Origin of the sequence: Streptomyces sp. NPDC012637, assembly GCF_042954805.1 — a bacterium.
Classification (GTDB): Bacteria; Actinomycetota; Actinomycetes; order Streptomycetales; family Streptomycetaceae; genus Streptomyces.
This window is the reverse complement of record NZ_JBIBDS010000007.1, coordinates 420,635-434,279: the sequence shown is the minus strand read 5'-3', so window position 1 is coordinate 434,279 and position 13,645 is coordinate 420,635. Positions and strand designations below refer to the sequence as shown.

The following is a 13,645-nucleotide window of genomic DNA, read 5'->3' as shown; positions in this document are numbered from 1 at the left end:
GCAAACGGTCTACGGCTGGGGTTTGGGGCGGTTGTGCCGGGGCCGGGGTGGCCGCAGGTGCGGTTCGCCCGCGTCGGCGGCGGCCATCCCGATGGTGGCCACACCGAGCACCACCCAGCCGAACCAGAGCCAGCCGCTGCTGCCGAGCGCCACCGTGTACGTGGTGATCAGCACCAGGGCCGCGAAGGTGATCGCACCCATCGTCTTCGTGGGACCGGACATCATCGCTCCGCCCTCCTCCCCGCCCCATCGTGACCCCGGAGGAGGGGCGCGCGCCAGACCTGCGACGCACCGGTCGTGCGCCGGTACGGAGGGTCAGCGGCTGCGCGACCCCGATCCGCCGGTCGGGCCCTACCGGCCGCGGGCCTGGAGCGAGGCCAGGTACGCGTTGTACGCCTCCAGCTCCTTGTCGCCGTCCCGGTCCGCGGCCCGGTCCTTGCGGACCGCCTGCCGCTGCTCGGAGTGGTACCACTGGTAGACCAGCGCGATCAGCACCAGCACGGACGGGATCTCGCTGAACGCCCAGGCGATGCCGCCCGCCGCGTTCTGGTCCGAGAGCGCGTCGATGCCGAGCGAGGCCGGCGGGTTCGCGTACACCTCCACCAGCGGCTCGGTCGCCATCATCATCGCGATGCCGAAGAAGGCGTGGAACGGCATGCCCGCGAACAGCTCCAGCATCCGCATCACGTAGCCCGGCCGGTGCGGGCCCGGGTCGACGCCCATGATCGGCCAGAAGAAGACCACGCCCACCATGAGGAAGTGCACCATCATCGCGACGTGACCCGTCTTCGACTCCATCAGGAAGTCGAAGAGCGGCGTGAAGTACAGCGCGTAGAGGCTCGCGATGAACATGGAGATCGTGAACGCCGGGTGCGTGACGATCCGCATGTACCGGCTGTGCAGCAGCTTGAGCAACAGCTCGCGCGGGCCGAGCGAACCGCGCCCGGCCACCGGGAGCGCCCGCAGCGCCAGCGTCACCGGCGCGCCGAGCAGCAGCAGGATCGGCGACAACATGGAGATCACCATGTGCTGCACCATGTGCACGCTGAACATGACCATGCCGTAGTCGTTGAGCCCGGTGCACATCACGAGCGCGATGCTCAGCACGCCCACGGTGAAGAACACCGTCCGGCTCACCGGCCAGGCGTCCCCGCGCCTCCGCAGCCGCGCCACGCCCCAGCCGTACAGGCCGAGCGCGGCGAGACAGCCGAAGAGGAAGAACAGGTCGGGGGAGAACTCCAGGGCCCGCCCCAGCGTGAACGGCGGCAGATCCATCGTCATGCCGTGCCCGCTGTGATCCATGCATTACTCCTGGAGCCCGATTCGTGCTTGTTGTCCGCACCAGACTAGAACCGCCCCCGGTCGCGATCGCGACCGGGGGCGGTTCGTGGCGCGGGACCACCGCGCGGGAGGCTGCTCAGAGCACGTTCTCCGCCTCGGCGTAGCGCTCCGCCGGGACCGTCTTCAGGGTCTCCACCGCCTTCGCCAGCGGGACCAGTTCGATGTCCGTGCCGCGCAGCGCCGTCAGCATGCCGAACTCGCCGCGGTGCACCGCCTCCACCGCGTGCCAGCCGAAGCGGGTCGCGAGGACGCGGTCGTACGCGGTCGGGGTGCCGCCGCGCTGGACGTGGCCGAGGATCACCGGGCGGGCCTCCTTGCCGAGGCGCCGCTCCAGTTCGACGGACAGCTGGTTGGCCACGCCGGTGAAGCGCTCGTGGCCGTAGATGTCGGTGCCGGCGGTCTTGAAGTCCATCGAGCCGTCCTCGCGGGGCTTCGCGCCCTCGGCGACCACGACGATCGCGAAGCGCTTGCCGTCCTCGAAGCGGGCGCCGACCCGGGCGGTCAGCTCGTCGATGTCGAAGGGCCGCTCGGGCACCACGATGGCGTGCGCGCCGGCCGCCATGCCGGAGTGCAGCGCGATCCAGCCGGTGTGCCGGCCCATGACCTCGACGATCAGCACGCGCTGGTGCGACTCGGCGGTGGTCTTCAGCCGGTCGAGGGCCTCGGTCGCCACCGTCACGGCCGTGTCGAAGCCGAAGGTGACGTCGGTGGAGGCGATGTCGTTGTCGATGGTCTTCGGGACGCCGACGATCGGCAGCCCGGCCTCGGAGAGCAGGTTCGCCGCCTTCAGCGTGCCCTCGCCGCCGATCGGGATGATCGCGTCGAGGCCGAGTTCGGCGACATGGCCCCTGGCGCGCTCGACACCGTCGACGAGGTGCGCCGGCTGGACCCGGGAGGAGCCGAGGATGGTGCCGCCGCGGGCGAGGATGCCGCCCACCGCGTCGAGGTCCAGCTTCCGGTAGTCCGCCTCCAGGAGGCCCTTCCAGCCGTCGAGGAAGCCGATGACCTCGTCACCGTGGTCGACGACGGCGCGGTGCACGACGGACCGGATGACGGCGTTCAGACCGGGACAGTCTCCGCCGGAGGTGAGCACACCAATGCGCATAGCCCAAAAACCTTTGCAACGTGGGCCGACTCCCGGACCACGTCGTCCGGCTGGATCCCCGCCACCCTATCGGTGCCGAGTGGCGGGGCCGAACCGAATGTCCGCAGATTGGACACCGTATTCACTGACGAATCCCATGTGCGTCGGCACGCTCAGACGTGCAGTCTGCCGGGCCGTCAGGCGGGCTGCGTGGCGGCCGCGATGCGCTCGGCGCGCAGCGCCTCGTACCAGCGGTCGTCCGTCGGCGGCAGCGCGTTGACGTCGAGCGCCAGCTTCAGGAGCAGGTCCGCGATCTGCGGGTTCCGCGCCATCACCGGGCCGTGCATGTACGTGCCGAAGACGGTGTCGTTGTACGCGCCCTCGGTGCCGTCGCCCGTGCCGTTGCCGTTGCCGAACACGGTCCGCGCGAACGCCCGGGCGGTCGGGCCGAGGTGGGTGACGCCCTGGTGGTTCTCGAAGCCCGTCAGCTGGGGGAGGCCCAGCTGCGGGTCGATGTCGGCGAGCACGTCGCCGACGCAGCGGGCGCCCTCGCCGCGGACCGTGGTCACGTCGAGCAGGCCGAGGCCGGGCTGGCGCTCGCCGACGTCGTTGACGAACTCGTGGCCCAGGATCTGGTAGCCGGCGCACACCGAGAAGATGATCGCGCCGTTGGCCGCCGCCCGGCTCAGACCGCCGTCGCGGAGCAGCCGCTCGGCCGCGAGCCGCTGCGGCCGGTCCTCGCCGCCGCCGATCAGGTAGATGTCGCCGGAGGTCGGGACCGGCTGGTCGCTGCGCACGTCGAGGCGCTCGACGCTGAGTCCGCGCTGCTGGGCGCGGCGCTCGACGACGAGGACGTTGCCCTGGTCGCCGTAGGTGCTGAGCAGGTCCGGGTAGACCCAGACCACACGCAGGCTGCTGTCACTCATGCTGCACGTCCTTCTGCGAGTCGTGTCGGGGTCAGTTGCCCACGCGGCGGCGGACGTCCTGGAACGCGGTGTAGTTGGCGATCAGCTCGATCTGCCCCGGCGGGGACACCGTGACGGCCTCGTCCAGCGTCTCGCACACCCGGAAGTCCACGCCCGCGACCTCGAGCCGGACCGCGAGGTCCAGCTTGCGGTCGCCGATCACCATGATCGGGTGGCCGGCGAGCCGGCCGTAGTCCACGTCCCACAGCCACGAGGTGTCGGTGCCGTCGGCGCCGCGCGCGTTGACGGAGAGGATCACCGGCGTCGGCGGCTGGTCGATGAGGGAAAACGTTTCGAGCCAGCCGGCCGGGTTCTTCGCGAGCAGCAGTCGCAGGTCGCGGCCCTGGAAGGAGACCACGTCGTAGCGGCCGGCGACGGCCTGCACCTGGTACATGCGCTCCAGGGCGACCTGCGGCGGCACCCCGAAGACCGCGGCGACCGCGGCGGAGGTGGCGGCGTTCGCCTTGTTGGCGCGGCCGGGCAGCTGCAGGTGGATCGGCCAGGCCGAGCCGTGCGGGTCGAGGACGTGGTCGCCGTTGAGCGCCCAGCTCGGCGCGGGGCGGCGGAAGCCGCACTCGCCGCAGAACCAGTCGTCGCCCGGGCGCTGCAGCACACCGCCGCAGGCGGGGCAGGACCAGGCGTCGTCCTTCCACTCCTGGCCGACGGCGACCCAGACGACGTTGGGGGAGGAGGAGGCGGCCCAGACGATCAGCGGGTCGTCCGCGTTGGCGATGATGACGGCCTTGCTGCCGTTGAGGCCCTCCCGCCACTTCTCGGCCAGCATCCGCGTCTCGGCGGCGCGGTCGAGCTGGTCGCGGGAGAGGTTGAGCAGGGCGATCGCCTTGGGGGTCGTGTCCCGCGCGACGCCGGCCAGGTACTTCTCGTCGACCTCGATCACACCGAACTTCGCGTCCGAGCCGCCGGCGAGGGCGGAGGTGATGCCGGCCGGCATGTTGGCGCCGAGCGCGTTCGACACGACCGGGCCGCTGGCCCGCAGGGCCTCGGCGATCAGCCGGGTCGTGGTGGTCTTGCCGTTGGTCGCCGACACGAGCACGACGTCCAGGTGCTGCGCGAGCGCGCCCAGCAGATCGGGGTCGAGCTTGAGCGCCACCCGGCCGCCGATCACCGATCCGCTGCCGCGCCCTGCCGCCCGCGACACGGCCGCGGCGGCCTTGCCCGCCGTCACGGCCAGCTTGGCGCGCGCGGACAGCGGCTCCGAGTTGCTGCCTGACATCGTCCTTGTTCCTCCTTGCGTCGGTCCGGGCTCAGCCTATCGAGATCCGGCCAGCAGCCCGAACCGCGGCACCGCCACCGGGGCATCCTGACCCCTGAACGTACCCTTGCGACCATGCGAAACCGCCCGATCCCCGGCAGTTCCGGCCACGTCCGAGCGATGACCCTGCTCGGCGACCCCGTGCTGCACACCCCCTGCGAGACCGTCACCGACTTCGGCCCCGGCCTCGCCCGGCTCGTCGAGGACATGTTCGCGACGATGTACGCGGCGAACGGCGTGGGCCTCGCAGCGAACCAGGTGGGCACGGGGCTGCGGGTCTTCGTCTACGACTGCCCGGACGACGAGGACGTCCGGCACCTGGGCCACGTGGTGAACCCGCGCCTGGTCGAGGCCGACGGCGACGTGATCCGCGGCCCGGAGGGCTGTCTGTCCCTTCCGGGCCTGGAAGCGCCGACCCCGCGCTTCGACCGGGCGGTCGTCGAGGGCGTCCGCCTCGACGGGACCCCGGTCCGCGTCGAGGGCACGGGCTTCTTCGCCCGCTGCCTCCAGCACGAGTGCGATCACCTGGAGGGCGGGGTGTACGCGGACCACGTCACGGGCTGGGGTCGGCGACGCCTGCTGCGGGCGATCCGCAAGGAGCCGTGGGGGAGCGGGGTGGGGGCGCTGCGGGGCTGACCGGCGGGCTTCGCCCTCCGGGGTGCCGGCTCCGGGGGGCCGGCTCCTAAGGGTCTGACTCCTGAGGGTCCGGCTCCTGGGGACCCGCTCCTGAGGACGCTGCAGGCCTGATCCGCGGGCTTCGCCCCCGGACCCCGGCTCCGGGGCCCGGATCCTGATGGTCCGGCTCCTGGGGACCCGGCTCGGGGGCCTCCGGCTCCGGGGCCTCCGGCTCCCCGTGGCCCGGCTCCTGAGGGCCCGGTCGAGCCGGAAGTCCGGCCGCGGGGTCCGGTCAGAAGCCCGGGCCGTCCGGGCGGTCCTGCGCCTGTGCCAGGCGGCCCCACAGGACGTCCGCGAGGGCGTGCACCAACTCCTGCCGGGAGCAGGGGCGTTCGCCCAGCCACCAGTCGCCCGCCGCGTGCATCATGCCGACGATGCCGTGGCCCCAGATGCGGGCCTGGGCCTCGCCGCCGGGGCCGAGGTCGATGCGTTCGGCGATGACCTGGCCCAGCTCCTCGCCCATGCGCCGCAGCAGCGGCGCGGAGTGCCGGCCGACGTCGAAGCCCTGCTCGGACTGGTGCGACTCCTCGGCCGGGTGCATGAGGAAGCGGTACACCTGCGGCATGGCCTCGATGGAGGCCAGATACGTGTCGAGGGTCGCCTCGACCCGCCGGCGCCGGTCCGCGGGCGCGTCGAGCGCGGCCCGCAGCGCCGAGAGCAGGGCGTCGGTGTGGCGGGTGGCGAGCGCCCGGTAGAGGCCGCCCTTGTCGCCGAAGTGGCGGTAGAGGATCGGCTTGGTGATCCCGGCCTCGGCGGCGATCGCGTTCATGGAGGCCTTGGGGCCGTCGCGGAGCACCACGCGGTCCGCCGCCTCCAGCAGTTCGCGGCGCCGTTGGTCTGCCGGCTTCTGCTGGTCGGAGGTGGTCCGGTGTGTGGTGTCCATAAGCGTGTCTCCCCGCCCGTACGAAATTCCTGAGGCTGTCGCAACGTAACACCCGGACGGCACCCGGTGCCGTCCGGCCGTCGTCCGGCGGGCTGTGCCAGGAAGCGTTCCGTTGCTGGTTGACAGCCTCTACCCGCCGGTAACAGACTGCTGTTACCGCAAGTAACATACCGCTGGGAGGGACCATGGCCGAGTTCACGCTCGAGCTCAACGACGACCAGAAGCAGGTGCGCGACTGGCTCCACGGCTTCGCCGCCGACGTGATGCGCCCCGCGGCCGCCGAGTGGGACGAGCGTGAGGAGACCCCCTGGCCGATCATCCAGGAAGCCGCCAAGCTCGGAATCTACTCCCTCGACTTCTACGCCCAGCAGTTCTTCGACCCGACCGGCCTCGGCATCCCGATGGCCATGGAGGAGCTCTTCTGGGGCGACGCGGGCATCGCGCTGTCCATCGTCGGCACCGGTCTCGCCGCCGTCGGCGTCCTCGCCAACGGTACCGAGGAACAGATCGGCACCTGGGTCCCGCAGATGTACGGCGACGCCGACGACGTCAAGGTCGCCGCCTTCTGCTCCTCCGAGCCCGACGCCGGCTCCGACGTTGCCTCCATGCGTACCCGCGCCGTCTACGACGAGGCCAAGGACGAGTGGGTGATCAACGGCACCAAGACCTGGGCGACCAACGGCGGCATCGCCAACGTCCACGTCGTCGTCGCCGTCGTCGACCCCGAGCTCGGCTCCAAGGGCCACGCCTCCTTCATCGTGCCGCCGAACACGCCCGGCCTCTCCCAGGGCCAGAAGTTCCAGAAGCACGGCATCCGCGCCTCGCACACCGCCGAGGTCGTCCTGGAGGACGTCCGCGTCCCCGGCCACTGCCTCCTCGGAGGCAAGGAGAAGCTCGACGAGCGCCTCGCCCGCGCCCGGGAGCGCGCCAGGAACGGCGGTGAGCGCGTGAAGAACGCCGCCATGGCCACCTTCGAGGCCTCCCGCCCCGCCGTCGGCGCCATGGCCGTCGGCACCGCCCGCGCCGCGTACGAGGTCGCCCTCGACTACGCGAAGACCCGCGAGCAGTTCGGCCGCCCGATCATCGACAACCAGGGCGTCGCCTTCCAGCTCGCCGACATGCGCACCCAGATCGACGCGGCCCGGCTGCTCGTCTGGCGCGCCTCCTGGATGGCGACCGCCGGCAAGCCCTTCACCTCCGCCGAGGGCTCGATGTCCAAGCTGTACGCGAGCGAGGTCGCCAAGAAGGTCACCGCCCAGGCCATCCAGATCCTCGGCGGCAACGGCTACACCCGGGAGTACCCGGTCGAGCGGATGCACCGCGATGCCGCGATCTACACGATCTTCGAGGGCACCAGCGAGATCCAGCGCCTGGTGATCGCCCGCACCCTCTCCGGCATGCCGATCCGATAGCGGGAAGTACCAGCAGGACGCCCATGGCGGGGAGGCGGCCGCCGTCGTACCGTCCGGCGGCAAGTGGTCCACGGACTAGCTGAGCGAAGCCGAGAACCTGCCTTCCTTGGCTTCGGCGGCCTTCAGGGAGATCTTTCCTCGGTGGGTCACCTCGACCTGGTAGATCGCGCTGCCCGTCGGCACATCGGTGACTGAGACGGGGAACTCGCAAGACCACGTGTAGCCGCTGTCGTCGAAGGTCGGGACGCCCAGGGCGCCGGTGGCCACTGCGGTCCCGGTGGCGTCGTAGACAGTGACGGAGGCGCCCATGCCGATGTCGTCGTAGCCGCCGAGGCCACGGCATGGCGTGCTTCCTGTGTGTCCGATCTCGTCCCTCCCGCCGACCAGGGTCATCGTTCCGGTGAGCTCGAAGGTCTCGACCTCGGGCTCGCCGGATCCGGATAAGACCCAGGCGCCGCCCACACCTCCGGCTCCGATGACGGCACCGACCAGACCGCCGAGCAGCCACGCACGGACCGGTCGGGGCGGCTTGGGGCCGGCTGTGGGGGAGTGCTCGGGGGCCGGCGGAATGATCGCCTCGTCAGAAGACATGCAGCGGATCTTCGCAGAGCCTTCACGGAGGGATCGCCGGAGTAACCGATCCGTGACAGGAAGTGGCCGATGCCCAGACGGGCCGGCCGGGGCGAGGCTCGACCCCTGGCCCCTGCGAAGAAGACCGCTGCGAAGAAGGCTCCGGCGAAGAAGCCGGTCCGGAAGCGGGCGCCCTAAGCCGCCTCGTACTCGTGGGCGTGGCCACCCCTCCACTCGACCCATCGCGGGTCGTCGAGGAGGTGCTCCGCGTCGTCGAGGCCGGCGCGGCGCAGGAATTCCACGACGTCCCTGTCGCTGTGGGCGAGGCCGAGGATCCGGTCGTCGAGAGCTGTGACGCGCCGGCCGCCGGAGGGGCTGGGTCGGTGGACGACTATCGGGGCGGACATGCCTCCAGGGTGCGTCGAAGCCAGCTGTCGAGCACGCCGAGTTCTGAGTTGCGGGCCGGCAGATCCCGCAGGCGCCCAGGCCGTCGCTGGTGACGGTTTGGAGGGGCTTCGTCGCGGTGAGGGTCCGGGTGTGGTGGCCGACCGGGCGGCAGTCGCCGAGGCGGACGCTGTCGGCCGTTGGCTGGCCGCCGGCGCGTAGGCGAACCGTGGCGCCCGTAGCCGCGTAGACGAGCCCCCGCTCAGCCGACGTGCATAAGCGGGGGCTCTGTCGTGTCTACCGTCGGCCGTACCGGATCGGATGCAGCGCCTACTCGCTTCCGTTGGCCGGCTCAGGTGCGGGATGTCGGCCGTGCTTCTCGAGGGGCCGCCTCGACGTCGAACCGGCTCGCGCCGTGCCCCCTCCGGCATGCCGATCCGGCAGCCCCGGCCGCTCCCCGTGCAGCCGTGTCACCTGCGGCTTCCCCCGGTCGTGGCCGCACCTCATGCGCGGCCTGGACCGCACCGCCTGCTGGATCGCGATGCTCCGCCGTCCGGCGGGCACGCCGTGACCGCCGGACGGACGGGCTCACACCACGCAGAACTCGTTGCCCTCCGGGTCCTGGAGCACCACCGCGTAGTAGTCCATCCCGTCGGGCTCGTCCATCGCGTACAGCACGGACGCGCCGAGCGCCGTCAGCCGGGCCACCTCGCCGTCCACCCGCGAGCGGCGCTCGGCGAGCGGCACCGTCCGGCCGCCGCCGACCTTCAGGTCCAGGTGGAGCCGGTTCTTGACCGTCTTCGGCTCCGGCACCTGCTGGAACCAGACCCGGGGCCCGGTGCCCTTCGGGTCCACGATCGACTCGGGGAGCAGGCCGGCGTCGTCGCCCAGCTCCTCCTCGGGCACGCCGATCGACCGCCAGTACGTCTGCCAGTCGGCATGGCCCTCCGGCGGCGGCTCCGGCACGTACCGCAAGGCCTCCGCCCAGAAGACGACGAGGCGCTGCGGCTCTGCGCAGTCGATCGTGAGCTGCAGGATCATCTCGGGCCCCTCCGCACGTCCGTCCATGCGCCACAGCCTCCCAGACACCACTGACAACGGCCCGGCGACGGCGCCCGACAACGGCCCGCGGCCGCCCGACACGCCGCCTACCGGCCGGTCACCGCGTGCGGCAGAATCGACCGCGCCACCGACGCTCACGAGGGGGAACAGCACGATGGCGACCACCACCGCTCCGGCGATACCCGAGCTCACCGGACTCCCGCTGCTCGGCTCGCTGCTCGACCTGAAGAACGACTCGCTCGGCACCTTCCTCAAGGCCCGGCGCGACCACGGGGACGTCGTCCGGATCACCGCCGGACCGCCCGGGTTCCGTGCCACCGTCCACTGCGTGTTCTCCGCCGAGGGGGCCCAGCAGGTGCTCGCCGGAGAGGCCGCCAACTTCCGCAAGGACAACGCCTTCTACCAGGAGATCCGCGAGTCCTTCGGCAACGGCCTGCTGACCAGCCAGGACGGCGACTACCTGCGCCAACGGCGGCTCGTCCAGCCGCTGTTCACCCGACGCAGCGTCGACACCTACGCCTCCGCCGTCGCCGACGAGGTCACCCGGCTCACCGACGGCTGGCGCGCCGCGGGCGGCGGTACCGTCGACGTCGTCCACGAGATGACCGGACTCGCGCTGCGCGCCGTCGCCCGCATCCTCTTCGGCACCGACGTCGACGCCGCCGTCGGCATCGTCGAGCGCTGCTTCCCGGTGCTCGGCGACTACGTCTCCCGGCGCGGCTACTCGCCGCGCAAGCCCCCGCGTTCCTGGCCGCTGCCCGGCAACCGGCGGGCGGCCGTCGCGCACGAGGAGCTGTACGCCGTGTGCGACCGGATCATCGCCGAGCGGCGCGCGGCCGGCGCGGACGCCGACCAGGGGCGGGACCTGCTGACCCTCCTGGTGGCCGCGGGCGACGAGGGCGACGGCTTCGACCCGGCCGAACTGCGCGAGCAGGTCCTGGTGTTCCTGCTCGCGGGCCACGAGACGACCGCCACCTCGCTCGGTTTCGCCCTCCATCTCCTCGCCCGTCACCCCGAGCAGCAGCGGCTGGCCCACGAGGAGCTGGACCGCGTCCTGGCCGGCCGCACGCCCGGCGCCGCCGACCTCGACGAGCTGCCGTACCTCACGCAGGTCCTCAAGGAGGCCATGCGACTGTTCCCGGCGGCACCGGCGATCGGGCGCCGGGCCGTCGACGCCGTCGAGATCGGCGGGCACCTGATCCCGGCCGGCGCGGACGTGATCGTCTCCCCGTGGGTGACCCACCGCCACCCCCGCTACTGGGACGACCCGGAGCGCTTCGACCCGGACCGCTTCCTGCCCGAACGCGAGGCCGAGCGCCCGCGCTACGCCTACTTCCCGTTCGGCGGCGGCCCGCGCGCCTGTATCGGGCAGCACTTCTCCATGCTGGAGTCGGTGATCGCGCTGGCGATGATCCTCCGGGACTACGAGCTGGAGGCGATCGACACCCACGTGCCGCTGGCCTCCGCGATCACCCTGCAGGCCCTCGGCCCGGCCCGCTGCCGGCTGAAGGCGCGCAACGCCTGAGGCCCCTCCCGGCCGGAGCCTCCTCCGCCCGGCGAGGGCTCCGGCTACGGGCGGGTCGCCACCAAAACCGTGGCGTACAGCTCCTCGTCCTCCAGGATCTCGGCCGTCAGGCCGTGCGCGGTGACCGCCGCCACGGCCAGGCCGGCCTGGCGTTCGCTGGTCTCCACCAGGAGGCGGCCCCCGGGGGCCAGCCACCGCGCCGCCTCGGCCGCGACCCGGCGCAGCACGTCGAGGCCGTCCGCGCCGCCGTCCAGGGCCACCAGCGGCTCGTGCTCGCGTGCCTCGGGCGGCAGCAGGGCTACGTCCTCGGTCGGCACGTACGGCACGTTCGCGACCAGCACCTCGATCCGGCCGCGCAGCGTGCCCGGCAGCGGCTCGAACAGGTCGCCCTCGTACACCCGGCCGCCGCGCGGCTCGATGTTGCGGCGGGCGCAGCGCACCGCGGCCGGCTCGATGTCGGAGGCGTGCACCTCGGCGTCCGGGACCGAGGCGAGCAGCACCGCGCCCGCCGCGCCCGAGCCGCAGCACAGGTCGACGCAGACGGCGCCCGGGCGGGCCAGCGCGACCGCCCGGCCGACCAGGAACTCGGTGCGCCGCCGCGGCACGAACACCCCGCCGTCGACCTCGATCCGCAGCCCGGCGAACTCCGCCCAGCCCACGACGTGTTCCAGCGGGAGCCCGGCCGCCCGCCGCCCGATCATCGCGTCGAGCTCGGCCGGACCGGTCGCGGCCGCCCGCAGCAGCTCGGCCTCCTCCTCGGCGAAGACGCAGCCCGCGGCCCGCAGCCGCGCCACCGGGTCCGGCTCCGTCAGCTCAGACAAGCTGTGCCTCGATCGCCGCGACGAGCTCCGGGGCCTGCGGCTCGGTGCGCGGGCGGAACCGGGTGACCGCACCGTCCCGGCCGATCAGGAACTTCTCGAAGTTCCACTGGACGTCGCCGGCCTCGCCCTCGGCGTCCGCCACCTTGGTCAGCTCCGCGTACAGCGGGTGCCGGCCGGCGCCGTTGACGTCGATCTTCTCCAGGAGCGGGAAGGACACGCCGTACGTCGTCGAGCAGAAGGTACGGATCTCCTCCGCGCTGCCCGGCTCCTGGCCCGCGAACTGGTTGCACGGCACGCCGAGCACCGTGAAGCCGCGCTCGCCGTACTCCTTCTGCAGCTGCTCCAGGCCCTCGTACTGCGGGGTGAGACCGCACTTCGAGGCCACGTTCACGACCAGAACGGCCCGGTCACGGAAGTCGTCGAGCGAAAGCGGCTCGCCGGTCAGGGTCGTCAGGGGGATCTCGTAAAGGCTCATGGGACGCTCCTTGCCACGCCTTGTCACACCGATGGGGTTTGATCTCAGCATGGGAGACGAACCACTGGCAATCGACATCGGTCCCGGGGGCGCCGACGAGGGCGGGGGCCCGCGCCGCGTGTGGTGCCGGCTGTGCGGGCGCCCGCTCACCGGCACCGAGTCCCGGCGCACCGGCCTCGGCCCGGCGTGCGACGCCAAGCTCCACCCCCCGGGCCCGGACATCCGCACCCGGCGCCACGAGGTCGACCAGGACCCGCTGCCCGGTACCTAGCGCTCGTCCCCGCGCCGGGCGGCTACAGCTTGCGGAACAGTCCCTCCTGGACCACCGACACGAGCAGCCGGCCCTCGCGGTCGTAGATCCGGCCGCGGGCCAGGCCGCGCCCGCCGGTCGCGATCGGCGACTCCTGGTCGTACAGGAACCACTCGTCCGCCCGGAAGGGCCGGTGGAACCACATCGCGTGGTCCAGGGACGCCATGTCGAAGCCGCGCGGGCCCCACAGCGGCTCGACGGGGATCCGGACGGCGTCGAGCAGCGTCATGTCCGAGGCGTAGGTGAGGGCGCAGGTGTGCACCAGCGGGTCGTCGCCCAGTGGTCCGACCGCCCGCATCCACACCGCGCTGCGCGGGTCGGCGTCCGTGACCTCCTCCTTCGTCCAGCGCAGCCGGTCCACGTAGCGGATGTCGAAGGGCTGGCGGCGGGCCATCCGCTCCAGCGCCTCCGGGAGCGCGCCGAGGTGGTCGCGGATCTCGTCCGCGAGGTTCGGCAGGCTGTCCGGGTCCGTGAGGTGCCGCGGCGGCAGCTGGTGCTCGAAGGCGCCCTCCTCGGGCAGGTGGAAGGAGGCCGTCAGATTGAAGATCGTCCTTCCCTCCTGGACCGCCGTGACCCGCCGGGTGGTGAAGGAACGCCCGTCGCGCACCCGCTCGACCTGGTAGACGATCGGCACGCCCGGGCGGCCCGGCCGCAGGAAGTAGGCGTGCAGCGAGTGGACCGGGCGCTCGTCGTCCACGGTCCGCCCGGCCGCCACCAGGGCCTGGCCCGCGACCTGCCCGCCGAAGACCCGCTGGAGCGACTCCTGCGGGCTGCGGCCGCGGAAGATGTTCACCTCGATCCGTTCCAGATCGAGCAGGTCCACGAGTCTCTCGGCGGGGTTGGTCACGTCCGTTCTCCGTTCGCG

16 protein-coding genes and 1 pseudogene are annotated in these 13,645 nt (G+C 72.3%); 4 read left to right on the top strand and 13 right to left on the bottom strand.

Translation table 11 applies throughout. The features are described from left to right. Nucleotides 1-9 precede the first annotated feature (9 nt). The 5 genes from ACFY8W_RS27710 to ACFY8W_RS27690 form a co-directional block, all read right to left on the bottom strand. Nucleotides 10-225: a hypothetical protein gene (locus ACFY8W_RS27710; RefSeq protein WP_391111095.1), complete on the bottom strand. Its 216-nt coding sequence runs from the start codon at nucleotides 223-225 to the stop codon at nucleotides 10-12. Between the two features lie 126 nt (nucleotides 226-351). Next, nucleotides 352-1,302, bottom strand: coding sequence for a cytochrome c oxidase assembly protein (locus ACFY8W_RS27705; protein ID WP_391110620.1), 951 nt, complete (start codon nucleotides 1,300-1,302; stop codon nucleotides 352-354). A gap of 115 nt (nucleotides 1,303-1,417) precedes the next feature. After that, entirely contained in the window at nucleotides 1,418-2,446 is a 1,029-nt protein-coding gene (locus ACFY8W_RS27700; protein WP_391110617.1) for an ATP-dependent 6-phosphofructokinase, read from the bottom strand. Between the two features lie 176 nt (nucleotides 2,447-2,622). Continuing rightward, entirely contained in the window at nucleotides 2,623-3,351 is a 729-nt protein-coding gene (locus ACFY8W_RS27695) for a type 1 glutamine amidotransferase (RefSeq protein ID WP_391110614.1), read from the bottom strand. A 31-nt stretch (nucleotides 3,352-3,382) separates the two neighbouring features. Beyond that, entirely contained in the window at nucleotides 3,383-4,624 is a 1,242-nt protein-coding gene (locus tag ACFY8W_RS27690) for a MurT ligase domain-containing protein (protein ID WP_391110612.1), read from the bottom strand. A gap of 114 nt (nucleotides 4,625-4,738) precedes the next feature. On the opposite strand from ACFY8W_RS27690, the gene def reads away from it, so the two are divergent. Then, nucleotides 4,739-5,299: a peptide deformylase gene (gene def, locus ACFY8W_RS27685; protein WP_391110609.1), complete on the top strand. Its 561-nt coding sequence runs from the start codon at nucleotides 4,739-4,741 to the stop codon at nucleotides 5,297-5,299. Between the two features lie 271 nt (nucleotides 5,300-5,570). On the opposite strand, the gene ACFY8W_RS27680 is transcribed toward def, so the two are convergent. After that, nucleotides 5,571-6,221: a TetR family transcriptional regulator gene (locus ACFY8W_RS27680; RefSeq protein WP_391110606.1), complete on the bottom strand. Its 651-nt coding sequence runs from the start codon at nucleotides 6,219-6,221 to the stop codon at nucleotides 5,571-5,573. A gap of 185 nt (nucleotides 6,222-6,406) precedes the next feature. Between ACFY8W_RS27680 and ACFY8W_RS27675 the strand changes: the two genes are divergently transcribed. Next, nucleotides 6,407-7,633 carry an acyl-CoA dehydrogenase family protein gene (locus tag ACFY8W_RS27675; protein WP_391110603.1) on the top strand — a complete coding sequence of 409 codons (1,227 nt, stop codon included), beginning with the start codon at nucleotides 6,407-6,409 and terminating at the stop codon, nucleotides 7,631-7,633. Nucleotides 7,634-7,708: 75 nt separating this feature from the next. Here ACFY8W_RS27675 and ACFY8W_RS27670 read toward each other — a convergent pair whose 3' ends face one another. From ACFY8W_RS27670 to ACFY8W_RS27655, 4 genes and pseudogenes are all read right to left on the bottom strand, one after another. Beyond that, on the bottom strand, nucleotides 7,709-8,224 hold the full coding sequence (locus ACFY8W_RS27670) for a hypothetical protein (protein ID WP_391110600.1): 516 nt from the start codon (nucleotides 8,222-8,224) through the stop codon (nucleotides 7,709-7,711). 173 nt (nucleotides 8,225-8,397) lie between these two features. Then, the gene (locus tag ACFY8W_RS27665) at nucleotides 8,398-8,610 is read right to left on the bottom strand and encodes a hypothetical protein (protein ID WP_391110597.1); all 213 of its coding nucleotides are present in this window, start codon (nucleotides 8,608-8,610) and stop codon (nucleotides 8,398-8,400) included. 58 nt (nucleotides 8,611-8,668) lie between these two features. Next, nucleotides 8,669-8,797, bottom strand: a pseudogene (locus ACFY8W_RS27660) (hypothetical protein); the annotation flags it as partial. Between the two features lie 378 nt (nucleotides 8,798-9,175). Further along, nucleotides 9,176-9,655: a VOC family protein gene (locus ACFY8W_RS27655; protein WP_391110594.1), complete on the bottom strand. Its 480-nt coding sequence runs from the start codon at nucleotides 9,653-9,655 to the stop codon at nucleotides 9,176-9,178. Between the two features lie 148 nt (nucleotides 9,656-9,803). Here ACFY8W_RS27655 and ACFY8W_RS27650 point away from each other — a divergent pair, with 148 nt between their 5' ends. Beyond that, on the top strand, nucleotides 9,804-11,174 hold the full coding sequence (locus ACFY8W_RS27650; RefSeq protein WP_391110591.1) for a cytochrome P450: 1,371 nt from the start codon (nucleotides 9,804-9,806) through the stop codon (nucleotides 11,172-11,174). 44 nt (nucleotides 11,175-11,218) lie between these two features. Here ACFY8W_RS27650 and ACFY8W_RS27645 read toward each other — a convergent pair whose 3' ends face one another. Both ACFY8W_RS27645 and ACFY8W_RS27640 read right to left on the bottom strand, forming a co-directional pair. Continuing rightward, nucleotides 11,219-11,995 carry a putative protein N(5)-glutamine methyltransferase gene (locus ACFY8W_RS27645; protein WP_391110589.1) on the bottom strand — a complete coding sequence of 259 codons (777 nt, stop codon included), beginning with the start codon at nucleotides 11,993-11,995 and terminating at the stop codon, nucleotides 11,219-11,221. After that, nucleotides 11,988-12,470 carry a glutathione peroxidase gene (locus ACFY8W_RS27640; RefSeq protein ID WP_391110586.1) on the bottom strand — a complete coding sequence of 161 codons (483 nt, stop codon included), beginning with the start codon at nucleotides 12,468-12,470 and terminating at the stop codon, nucleotides 11,988-11,990. Before ACFY8W_RS27640 ends, ACFY8W_RS27645 begins: the two co-directional genes overlap by 8 nt. Before the next feature lie 49 nt (nucleotides 12,471-12,519). Here ACFY8W_RS27640 and ACFY8W_RS27635 point away from each other — a divergent pair, with 49 nt between their 5' ends. Further along, nucleotides 12,520-12,741, top strand: coding sequence for a DUF6011 domain-containing protein (locus ACFY8W_RS27635; protein WP_391110583.1), 222 nt, complete (start codon nucleotides 12,520-12,522; stop codon nucleotides 12,739-12,741). Between the two features lie 22 nt (nucleotides 12,742-12,763). Here the strand turns inward: ACFY8W_RS27635 and ACFY8W_RS27630 are convergent, their stop codons facing one another. Then, a complete protein-coding gene (locus ACFY8W_RS27630; RefSeq protein ID WP_384419150.1) occupies nucleotides 12,764-13,627 on the bottom strand; it encodes an acyl-CoA thioesterase in 864 nt (287 codons plus the stop codon). Nucleotides 13,628-13,645: the final 18 nt, after the last annotated feature.

Excerpts from the sequence above, each read along its gene's own strand:
- ACFY8W_RS27690 (WP_391110612.1), bottom strand. The coding sequence starts at position 4,624 with ATGTCAGGCAGCAACTCGGAGCCGCTGTCCGCGCGCGCCAAGCTGGCC.
- ACFY8W_RS27675 (WP_391110603.1), top strand. The coding sequence starts at position 6,407 with ATGGCCGAGTTCACGCTCGAGCTCAACGACGACCAGAAGCAGGTGCGC.
- ACFY8W_RS27635 (WP_391110583.1), top strand. The coding sequence starts at position 12,520 with ATGGGAGACGAACCACTGGCAATCGACATCGGTCCCGGGGGCGCCGAC.
- ACFY8W_RS27665 (WP_391110597.1), bottom strand. The coding sequence starts at position 8,610 with ATGTCCGCCCCGATAGTCGTCCACCGACCCAGCCCCTCCGGCGGCCGG.
- ACFY8W_RS27640 (WP_391110586.1), bottom strand. The coding sequence starts at position 12,470 with ATGAGCCTTTACGAGATCCCCCTGACGACCCTGACCGGCGAGCCGCTT.
- ACFY8W_RS27710 (WP_391111095.1), bottom strand. The coding sequence starts at position 225 with ATGATGTCCGGTCCCACGAAGACGATGGGTGCGATCACCTTCGCGGCC.
- ACFY8W_RS27695 (WP_391110614.1), bottom strand. The coding sequence starts at position 3,351 with ATGAGTGACAGCAGCCTGCGTGTGGTCTGGGTCTACCCGGACCTGCTC.
- ACFY8W_RS27650 (WP_391110591.1), top strand. The coding sequence starts at position 9,804 with ATGGCGACCACCACCGCTCCGGCGATACCCGAGCTCACCGGACTCCCG.
- ACFY8W_RS27655 (WP_391110594.1), bottom strand. The coding sequence starts at position 9,655 with ATGGACGGACGTGCGGAGGGGCCCGAGATGATCCTGCAGCTCACGATC.
- def (WP_391110609.1), top strand. The coding sequence starts at position 4,739 with ATGCGAAACCGCCCGATCCCCGGCAGTTCCGGCCACGTCCGAGCGATG.
- ACFY8W_RS27680 (WP_391110606.1), bottom strand. The coding sequence starts at position 6,221 with ATGGACACCACACACCGGACCACCTCCGACCAGCAGAAGCCGGCAGAC.
- ACFY8W_RS27705 (WP_391110620.1), bottom strand. The coding sequence starts at position 1,302 with ATGGATCACAGCGGGCACGGCATGACGATGGATCTGCCGCCGTTCACG.
- ACFY8W_RS27700 (WP_391110617.1), bottom strand. The coding sequence starts at position 2,446 with ATGCGCATTGGTGTGCTCACCTCCGGCGGAGACTGTCCCGGTCTGAAC.
- ACFY8W_RS27670 (WP_391110600.1), bottom strand. The coding sequence starts at position 8,224 with ATGTCTTCTGACGAGGCGATCATTCCGCCGGCCCCCGAGCACTCCCCC.